General features: G+C 41.3%; 16 protein-coding genes. All 16 read left to right on the top strand.

The window, feature by feature from the left end:
- Nucleotides 1-184 precede the first annotated feature (184 nt).
- On the top strand, nucleotides 185-595 hold the full coding sequence (locus tag DW650_RS18755) for a YopX family protein (protein ID WP_158576246.1): 411 nt from the start codon (nucleotides 185-187) through the stop codon (nucleotides 593-595).
- Between the two features lie 2 nt (nucleotides 596-597).
- Nucleotides 598-774 carry a hypothetical protein gene (locus tag DW650_RS19815; protein ID WP_199654326.1) on the top strand — a complete coding sequence of 59 codons (177 nt, stop codon included), beginning with the start codon at nucleotides 598-600 and terminating at the stop codon, nucleotides 772-774.
- The gene (locus DW650_RS18750; RefSeq protein WP_118210827.1) at nucleotides 771-1043 is read left to right on the top strand and encodes a hypothetical protein; all 273 of its coding nucleotides are present in this window, start codon (nucleotides 771-773) and stop codon (nucleotides 1041-1043) included. Before DW650_RS19815 ends, DW650_RS18750 begins: the two co-directional genes overlap by 4 nt.
- Nucleotides 1044-1061: 18 nt before the next feature.
- Nucleotides 1062-1196, top strand: coding sequence for a hypothetical protein (locus DW650_RS20375; protein WP_279217081.1), 135 nt, complete (start codon nucleotides 1062-1064; stop codon nucleotides 1194-1196).
- Entirely contained in the window at nucleotides 1193-1444 is a 252-nt protein-coding gene (locus tag DW650_RS18745) for a Lar family restriction alleviation protein (RefSeq protein ID WP_158576245.1), read from the top strand. Before DW650_RS20375 ends, DW650_RS18745 begins: the two co-directional genes overlap by 4 nt.
- Entirely contained in the window at nucleotides 1431-1691 is a 261-nt protein-coding gene (locus DW650_RS18740) for a hypothetical protein (RefSeq protein WP_118210825.1), read from the top strand. The genes DW650_RS18745 and DW650_RS18740 overlap by 14 nt, the downstream gene beginning before the upstream one ends.
- Nucleotides 1692-1886: 195 nt before the next feature.
- On the top strand, nucleotides 1887-2168 hold the full coding sequence (locus DW650_RS18735; protein ID WP_118210824.1) for a hypothetical protein: 282 nt from the start codon (nucleotides 1887-1889) through the stop codon (nucleotides 2166-2168).
- 380 nt (nucleotides 2169-2548) lie between these two features.
- Nucleotides 2549-3361: a DNA-methyltransferase gene (locus DW650_RS18730; RefSeq protein ID WP_118210823.1), complete on the top strand. Its 813-nt coding sequence runs from the start codon at nucleotides 2549-2551 to the stop codon at nucleotides 3359-3361.
- Nucleotides 3358-5061: a DNA cytosine methyltransferase gene (locus tag DW650_RS18725; protein ID WP_118210822.1), complete on the top strand. Its 1704-nt coding sequence runs from the start codon at nucleotides 3358-3360 to the stop codon at nucleotides 5059-5061. The genes DW650_RS18730 and DW650_RS18725 overlap by 4 nt, the downstream gene beginning before the upstream one ends.
- Nucleotides 5062-5081: 20 nt before the next feature.
- The gene (locus tag DW650_RS18720) at nucleotides 5082-5471 is read left to right on the top strand and encodes a hypothetical protein (RefSeq protein WP_118210821.1); all 390 of its coding nucleotides are present in this window, start codon (nucleotides 5082-5084) and stop codon (nucleotides 5469-5471) included.
- Between the two features lie 240 nt (nucleotides 5472-5711).
- Entirely contained in the window at nucleotides 5712-6293 is a 582-nt protein-coding gene (locus tag DW650_RS18715) for a DUF4145 domain-containing protein (RefSeq protein ID WP_158576244.1), read from the top strand.
- A 63-nt stretch (nucleotides 6294-6356) separates the two neighbouring features.
- Complete coding sequence (locus DW650_RS18710) at nucleotides 6357-6611, top strand: ABC transporter ATP-binding protein (protein ID WP_118210819.1); 255 nt, start codon at nucleotides 6357-6359, stop codon at nucleotides 6609-6611.
- 84 nt (nucleotides 6612-6695) lie between these two features.
- Nucleotides 6696-7328 carry a DUF4417 domain-containing protein gene (locus DW650_RS18705; RefSeq protein WP_118210818.1) on the top strand — a complete coding sequence of 211 codons (633 nt, stop codon included), beginning with the start codon at nucleotides 6696-6698 and terminating at the stop codon, nucleotides 7326-7328.
- Nucleotides 7322-7684, top strand: a complete 363-nt coding sequence (locus tag DW650_RS18700; protein WP_118210817.1) for a hypothetical protein — start codon at nucleotides 7322-7324, stop codon at nucleotides 7682-7684. The genes DW650_RS18705 and DW650_RS18700 overlap by 7 nt, the downstream gene beginning before the upstream one ends.
- Before the next feature lie 31 nt (nucleotides 7685-7715).
- Nucleotides 7716-8114, top strand: a complete 399-nt coding sequence (locus DW650_RS18695; protein ID WP_118210816.1) for a hypothetical protein — start codon at nucleotides 7716-7718, stop codon at nucleotides 8112-8114.
- A 122-nt stretch (nucleotides 8115-8236) separates the two neighbouring features.
- Nucleotides 8237-8661: terminase small subunit (locus tag DW650_RS18690; RefSeq protein ID WP_199654324.1), on the top strand; the 425-nt coding region annotated here is incomplete at its 3' end.

Raw genomic sequence — 8661 nt, 5'->3', positions numbered from 1 at the left:
CCAAGCTGAAAGAAATGGAGGGGGAAAGCGATGTATTGTGATGGAAGATGTCAGTATTTAAACGAACGTAAACACAAATGTGAGCTGACCGGATAAAAATTGACTTACATGAAACAGACCGGAAGTATTTCATTTTCCGTGCATGAACACAGAGGAGTTTGTAAAGGAAAAAAGGTGGAACGCGATGGAGAATAGATTTTTATCCCGTGCAAAGCGGATTGATAACGGAGAATGGGTACAAGGAAATCTTATATGGTCAAGTGATGCCGAAGATGGTTATGAAGCAATTATCATTCCAACAAATGATAGCAATATGTATACAAAAGGTGTGAGTAGAGGAGATTTAGGATTTGAAAATTGGCACAGAGTAAATGAAACTACCATCTGCCAGTGCACCGGATATGAGGGAATCTATGAGAAGGATATCTTTCGGTGCGAAGATGAAGATTACGTTATCAAATGGTCAGATGATTCATTGAGATGGGAAGCTACATCGTTAGAGACTGATGTAAGTGTCCCATTGGGAGATATTAATCCAGATTATATGGTTGTTATTGGAAACGAGATTGATAATCCGGAACTGTTGGAGGTGTAGAAATGATTAAAGGTAAAAAAGTAACCATGAATGATAAGTATTATGTATCGGAGAAGAATAAAGGCAAGGTATTTAAGGTTGTCAGCGAGCCGTACAACATGTGTGGAACGATGGTTGTTAAATTAGAAGGATTTGCCGGATGCTATGCCTTGGATGGGTTGACGGAGGTGCCGGAATGACAGAGAATGAAGCAATCGAATTTATGAAAAGATATTTAGATGCCGATTGCTATACAGATAAATGCGTAAATGCGCACAATATAGCAATCAATGCGCTTGAAGAAATCCAGCAGTACCGTGCAATCGGCATGGTGGAGGAGTGCCGTGAAGCTGTGGAGAAGCAGACGGCGATTTCAAGAGAGATTATCGAGGGAAAATACTTCTGCCCAAAGTGTCATAACCCAATGCCTTATCCAGGATATTGCGGATGTGGTCAGAAATTGTATTGATTGGAGGAATGAAGAATCATGAAAAAATATTGTTGCACCTGTAAATACTACGCTGAATATGAGGGCGTTTGTTGCAATGGAGACAGTGAACACTGTGCAGATTTCCGTGGACTGGATGATACATGTGAGAAATGGAAGGAAAACGAAGAATGAATGAAGAACTTAAACCATGCCCGTTCTGTGGAGGAAAAGCAAAATTCCGAATTGTAACGAGCAGCAGCACTTCCATGCAGAAAGGTTTTAGATTTAATATAACTTGTTCCAAGTGCGAAGCAAGTTTCCCAAAAACATATGAAGTAGAGCATACTCTTGCTGAAAACGGTGATATGATAGCCATTACAGATGAGCGAGAGATGGCAGTAAAAGCATGGAACAGGAGGGCGAACGATGAGACTGATTGATGCAGATTTACTGATAGAGAGGCTAGGATTCTACAACACTCCTCAAGAAAGAGAGGAAAATGCGGGGCAGATTATTACGCTAGAAGATTTTGATAAGATGCCGACTGCCTATGATGTGGATGCGGTTGTGAAAAAATTAAAGCGGCGAAGCAAAGAATATAATTCTGGCGTTAGGCTTCACGGGAAACCAGAAGAAATGATTACTAATGAAGCAATCGAGATTGTGAAAGGTGGTGGGGTAGAGTGACAAGCATAGAATTATGTAGAATGTGTACCGAGTATTCTGCGGACACAAGATGTGAGCATAAAAAGGATTGCAAATTGCAGAAGATTTTGACAGAAAATAAAGCGTTAAGGGCAGAAAATAAAGAGCTTCGAACAAAAGCGTTTAGAAATTCATGGGAGAAATCCCCTGACATGATGGGAAGATGAGGTGGTGTAGATGGAGTGGAAAGAAGTTGACCCAGAACAAGAGGACTGGGAAAAGCAAATAGACATCGTTGCCTATTATGGCAGTATCACCGTAGGAAGCATCGTTTATTGTGGCGAAGAGATAGGATGGCAGTCAGTGATTGATGGCCACATGAATTTTATGCAAGCAGAATCCTTAGAGGATGCCAAAAGGGAAATGATTGATATGTTGGAAGAGCACTGTACCGACCAAATCAACTATTACCACGACTTACAGGATAGTCTTGAAGAATTAAATGATAGAGAGGTGTAACGGATGTCTAAAGCAGTATTGGTTATGAATATGCCGGAAAGATGTGCTGATTGTCCATTGAGGAATAGTGAAAAAACTAGCTATGTGTGTTGTTACTTGACACTAAAAAAACATATCATCGGCTGATTATTATGACAAAAAGCCAGATTGGTGTCCGCTCCGGGAGTTGCCGGAGAAGATACCAGAGTTGAAAGCCGGTTATGAAGATCTCAGCACATCAATACGTCGGGTGGGTTGGAATGCCTGCTTGGATGAGATTTTAAAGTAAATCGAAATATGAAAATATTTAGAAAGGAGCCGGAACCTATCCGGATAAAAGGCGCGCCGGGTTCCTTTCAAAAGAAATGAAGAAAACAAAATGTGAAATTTACAGAGATTCAATGCAGAACTATAAAAAGTACGCTATTCCACCGGCACAGCTTATCATTGCTGATGTGCCATATAACGTAGGAAAGAATTTCTACGGTAGTAATCCTATGTGGTATAACGGCGGCGATAATAAGAATGGGGAAAGTAAGTTTGCAGGAAAAGCAGCTTTCAATTCGGATTATAATTTCAACCTATACGAATACTTTCATTTCTGTAGCAAGATGCTAAAAAAAGAGCCGAAGAAAGCCGGAAACCGTGGGAGAAGTTCAGACGCACCATGTATGATTGTGTTCTGCGCATTTGAGCAGATGCAGACATTGATTGCTGCGGCAAAGAAACATGGATTTAATAATTATATACCATTAGTTTTTATTAAAAATTACAGTCCACAGGTTCTTAAAGCGAATATGCGCGTTGTAGGTGCAACAGAATATGCACTTGTCTTGTATCGGGACAAGCTGCCAAAGTTCCGAAACGGGGCGAAATTCGATGAGGATGGAAAGACTATCAGAGGTACAGGACACATGATTTTCAACTGGTTCACATGGGAGAAAGATGGGAAAGATATTCCGAAAATCCATCCCGCACAGAAGCCGGTAGCGGTGCTGAAAAAACTGATTGAGATTTTCACAGATCCCGGTGATGTGGTAATTGATCCGTGCTGTGGAAGTGGCAGCACATTAAGAGCGGCGGCAGAACTTGAAAGGAATGCTTTTGGTTTTGAGATTGATCGCAACTTCTACCAGAGAGCCAAGAAAGAAATGCTGTCGTTTGAAAGGGATAATCAGATGGGATTTGAGGACTTTCCGGGGGTGATGCCATGATTAACGGAGAATTGATAGTAGACAATTTTGCCGGTGGCGGCGGGGCATCTACCGGGATAGAACTGGCAACCGGATATAGCGTAGACATTGCAATTAATCATGATCCAGAAGCAATTAAGATGCACAAGGCAAACCACCCGAATACAAAGCATTACTGTGAAAATGTGTGGACGGTGGATCCGGTAAAAGTCTGTAAAGGTCATCCTGTAGGGCTTGCGTGGTTTTCGCCAGACTGCAAGCATTTTTCAAAGGCAAAAGGTGGGAAACCAAAAGATAAGAATATCCGTGGTCTTGCGTGGGTAGCCTGCCGATGGGCGGGATTGGTACGACCGAGAGTAATCATGCTGGAGAATGTGGAAGAATTTAAGACATGGGGACCGCTTGGGCGTCGGCACCATCCGATTAAAGGTAAGCAGGGAAAGACGTTTGAAAAGTTTGTACAACAGCTTACAGAATTGGGATATGAGGTGCAATTTAAAGAGTTGGTAGCAGCGGATTACGGTGCACCAACCATGCGGAAGAGATTTTTCATGATCGCAAGGTGCGATGGCAAGCCAATTGTCTGGCCAGAGCCAACGCATGCACCTGCAGATAGTGAGGAAGTCAAGAAAGGATTGCTCAAACCGTATGTTGGAGCATATACGCAGTTGGATTTTTCCTTGCCATGTCCGAGTATCTTCGATACTTCAGAAGAAATAAAAGAAAAATACGGAATCCGGGCAGTGAGACCACTGGCACAAAAGACAATGGACAGGATAGCAAGGGGATTAAAAAAATTCGTTCTGGATAATCCAGAGCCTTTTATCATTCAATGTAATCATGGTGGTGAGCGTAGACCGAACGATATCCGGGAACCAATGCCAACCATTACAGGAAAACACGGATATGGGATTGTAGAGCCTTACATGGTGCAGATCGGACAGACTGGATTTACAAAAGACCGGAGCAAAGATGTCCGGGAGCCGCTTACAACCATTGTGAGTAAAAATGAGCATTGCCTGATAAGTCCTACGTTGATCCAGTACCATTCGGAAACCTCAAAAGATGGAGTAAGAGGACAGACTATAGAAGACCCAATCATGACAGTTGACAGCTCAAACAGATATGGACTGGTCACATCGTTTCTGCATAAGTACTATGACGGAGGATATAAAGGTGCTGGTGAAACAGTAGAAAATCCACTTCCGACTGTTACAGCATGGGATCATAACAGCATTGTTACTGCTAATCTGATCCAGATGAACAATCATTGTGACGGAAAAGATATCAGACAGCCATTACCAACGATCACAGCCGGTGATGGACATTTTGGAGAGGTCAGAGCATTTCTGATTAAATACTATGGACAAGGGACGGGACAAGATATTGAGAAACCACTTGATACAGTCACAGCACAGGATAGATTTGGTCTGGTGACAATAGAGGGAGTGGACTATCAGATTGTTGATATAGGGCTCCGAATGCTAGAACCCAAAGAATTATATGGATGTCAAGGGTTTCCAGAGGATTACATAATTGACCATGATTACACCGGCAAGACATATCCGAGAAGTGAACAGGTGCGCAGATGCGGAAATGCGGTTTGTCCACCTATACCAGCGGCACTGGTAAAGGCAAATCTGCCAGAGCTATGCGTTGCAGAACGTATGCCGAACATGAGGATAGAATCAGAACAGACTGGACAGCTCCGGTTTGCCTAAGTAAATTTTAGGAGGATTTTATGGTTACAGAACTGGAAATGAAATATAGAAGGTTATCCAGAAACTACGATGAACTCGAAGAAAAATACGAAGCTGCACAGGAAGAGTTAAAAAATGCAAGGGATGAACTGTATAGTGCAAGGCAGCGTATTGACAATGAGTTAGAGCCGAGGATAAAAAAAGAAAAAGATGAATATGATGATTTTAAATTAAGAGGTAGCAATCCATGTTTTGGCGCAGCATTAGATGGAGCCTGCGGGTTAAATTGTTGTGATGGATTTGGTAGCACTGAAAAATGCAAGGAATTACTAATGTACGTAATCACAGACAAAGAACTTGTGAAGTGGTCAAAAACTCATGAAAAAGAGCTTATGATTGCACAAGAAATAATCAATCGTGAATTGTACTAAATACCTTTAAATTTTAAAACCAGATAACAAATCCAAGCGATCATACCTTCCCCTGTAAGGATGCGGCGGGGGAAGAATAAAAATAAATTTGTAGTACATTGATAATTGAATATTGGCGGTTGGAGTGATACAATCTGTTAGAGAATATTTCGTTAAAGGATGGATATTATGGCGCGATATGTAGAACCACAAAAATTATTGAAATCATTCACATGCCCAATCTGCGGGACGTTAGCATCAATGGAATGGGATGAAATTTTAATAATGTATGACGGAAATAAAAGATTTTATTTTGACAACAAAGAGACATTTGGTGATGGAATTATACGAATATCAACATGTAATGCTTGTGAAGGGTATCATATATGGTTTAGAGATGACATGGTATTTCCAATATGTTCTCAAATTGAATTGCCAAATGAAAATATGCCAGAGGATGTAAAGAAAATATATATTGAAGCTAGAGATGTATTTGATAAATCGCCGAGATCATCTTGTGCTTTACTAAGATTGGGAATACAAAAGTTATGTGATAACTTAGTAGAAGGGGATGAAAATTTAAACGATAAGATAGGGAGTCTAGTAAGAAATGGATTAAGCGAAAAAGTGCAGCGGGCATTGGATATCATAAGAGTGATAGGTAATAATGCAGTTCATCCAGGGCAGATATCGGTAGAAGATAATACAGAGATTGCAAAAGCGCTATTTAAATTAATGAATATTATTGTAGATCAGATGATTACGCAAGTAAATGAGATAAATGATCTATATAGTATTTTGCCAAGTGGAGTAAGAGACGCAATAGAAAGAAGAGATAGTTAAAAAAAATACCAACCGTCAATATTCGATGGTTGGTATTTTTTTTGCGCAAAAATGAAAGGGGGAATGTACTTGGATGAAAAAGAGATATATGAGATCTGCATGAGCGTGGACAGCTTCATTGCTGCGGAGCTGACGGAATCCATCGTGCGCGGCACCAGCTACGACATGCTGGAAGCTCACTACGGCATTCTCCCGATCAGCAGACGGAGTTTTTACAGGCGGCGCATGACAGTGCAGAGGTTAATGAGGCAGAGGATGGCGCGGCTGGTAGAGGAAAAGAACGGACAGTATATGATCGTATGGGGAAGAGAGGGATAACAACCTCTCTTTTTTCATGCCTAAAATGGCACAAATCCACTGTAGCCTTGCCTTATAATTATGATATGAAGAAAGGATTATGCCATGTATAAAGCACAGAGGAATTACGAAAATGCACAGCGGATGTTATTTGAGGGTGTTGGTCAGTATGACATACCAGAGATAGAGCCGACACAATTTGATAATGCGGAGTTTGTCGGCTTCAACTATGCCAGAAGTGCAAAAGTACCGGAGAATAAGGCGGTGCATTTCTTTCTGGATGATTACCAATTTACCAGAGTATGGACAGACCCAGATAGATACATTCCGATGTTACAGCGATTTAAGTTCGTGCTAACGCCAGATTTTAGCCTGTATACGGATTTCCCGAAGCCGTTACAGATATATAACCATTACCGTAAACACTGGCTCGGTGCATACTGGCAGATGTACGGTATCAATGTGATTCCTACGATCTGTTGGAGCAATCGGGATTCGTTCGAATGGTGCTTTGATGGAGAACCTACACAGAGCGTTGTTGCAGTTTCTTCTGTTGGGACACAGAACAGCAGGGAAAAGAAACAGAGGTTTCTTGATGGATATATGGAAATGATAAAGCGGTTAGAGCCTACACAGATTATATTTTACGGAAATGTACCGGACGAGTGCAAGGGAAATATCGTACATATCAAACAGTTTAGTGAAAAATGGCATGAAGCGGAGGTGGCACAATGGTGATGAAAATAAATTTGCAGTTTTTTGGTGGAAGAGGAGCAAGCAGCGGATTAGACAAACTCAGACAGGTTACAGTAGACATGAACGGGACGAAGATTACATATCGCAGCGAAAGAGGAAAGACATACAAAGTCGGATTAGCAAACACGGTGGCTGTTACTGACGAGGTTCCGAAAACATTAAAAGAAATTGTGAATAGAGCAAAGGAACTCGGATACCCTATAAAAACTTACACAAATAGAGAATATGCTCAATACGAAAAAGAATATCGAGAAGAAAGAAAAAAAGCAAGTGAACAATTAGACATACTTTGGAATGAAGTGGGACCGAGACCGAGAAAAGGTTGGAGAGGGCACTGAGTTATAAGATAAGGGAAGAGAGTATAGATAAATGGGTGGCAGAGGTGCAAGCAGCGGATTAAGTGATAAGGGGAAGAAGTATGGCAGTGAGTATACAACATTGCATCAGAGCGGAAATATCAAGTTTGTTCGATACAATGATTCTGGATCTGCAAAACCACCGATGGAGACGATGACCAATGGAAGAGTGTACGCGACTGTTAATGCAAAAAATGAAATTAAAAATATCACTTATTACGATAAACACGACAAACGTTATAAACAGGTGGATATGGGACACACTCATGCAGTAAAAGGCGTGCAAACGGATCCCCATACACATAAAGGGTATAAACATGATGAAAAGGGAACTTTTAACGTAAGCAAAAAAGAAGCGAACATGATTGAAAGGGTATTAAAAACATGGTATCATCATATTAACAGGGAGTAGTTTAGGAAGGAGAACACACAGCAATGTGAGGCTCCGGTGGTTAATCCGGACACCTGTAAAAAGATACCATGTCCTTGATGGATGCGGTATCTTTTTTTATTGCCATGAAAGGAGATGATCGGTTGGCAGCAAAGAAAAATCCATTAGCTGATGAGGCATATGAACTGTATAAGGACGGCATGAAGCTGGTGGACATTGCTGACCAGCTTGGGAAACCGGAAGGAACAATCCGCAGATGGAAAAATACATATGACTGGGATAACGAACGTTCGGAGTGCAAAGCGAACGAAAGCGAACGTTTAAAACGAACGGAAAATAAAAAGAATGAAAAGAAACTGACATCAAAGCAGGAAGCGTTTGCAGCTGAATATATCAAGAACGGTGGAAATGCTGCACAGGCAGCAAAGGCGGCAGGGTACTCTAAAAGCACTGCAAAGAATGCTGTCAAAAAGCTGGTGGAAAATGATGGAGTTTCTCAACAGATTGCTGAGCAGATGGAGCGTATCGAGAAAGAACAGCACCGTGACATTATGAGTCTTGCAGAAAT

It is taken from the genome of Roseburia sp. AM23-20 (assembly GCF_003470905.1).
In the GTDB taxonomy this organism is placed as follows: domain Bacteria; phylum Bacillota; class Clostridia; order Lachnospirales; family Lachnospiraceae; genus Roseburia; species Roseburia rectibacter.
This window is presented reverse-complemented; position numbering and strand designations above follow the sequence as displayed.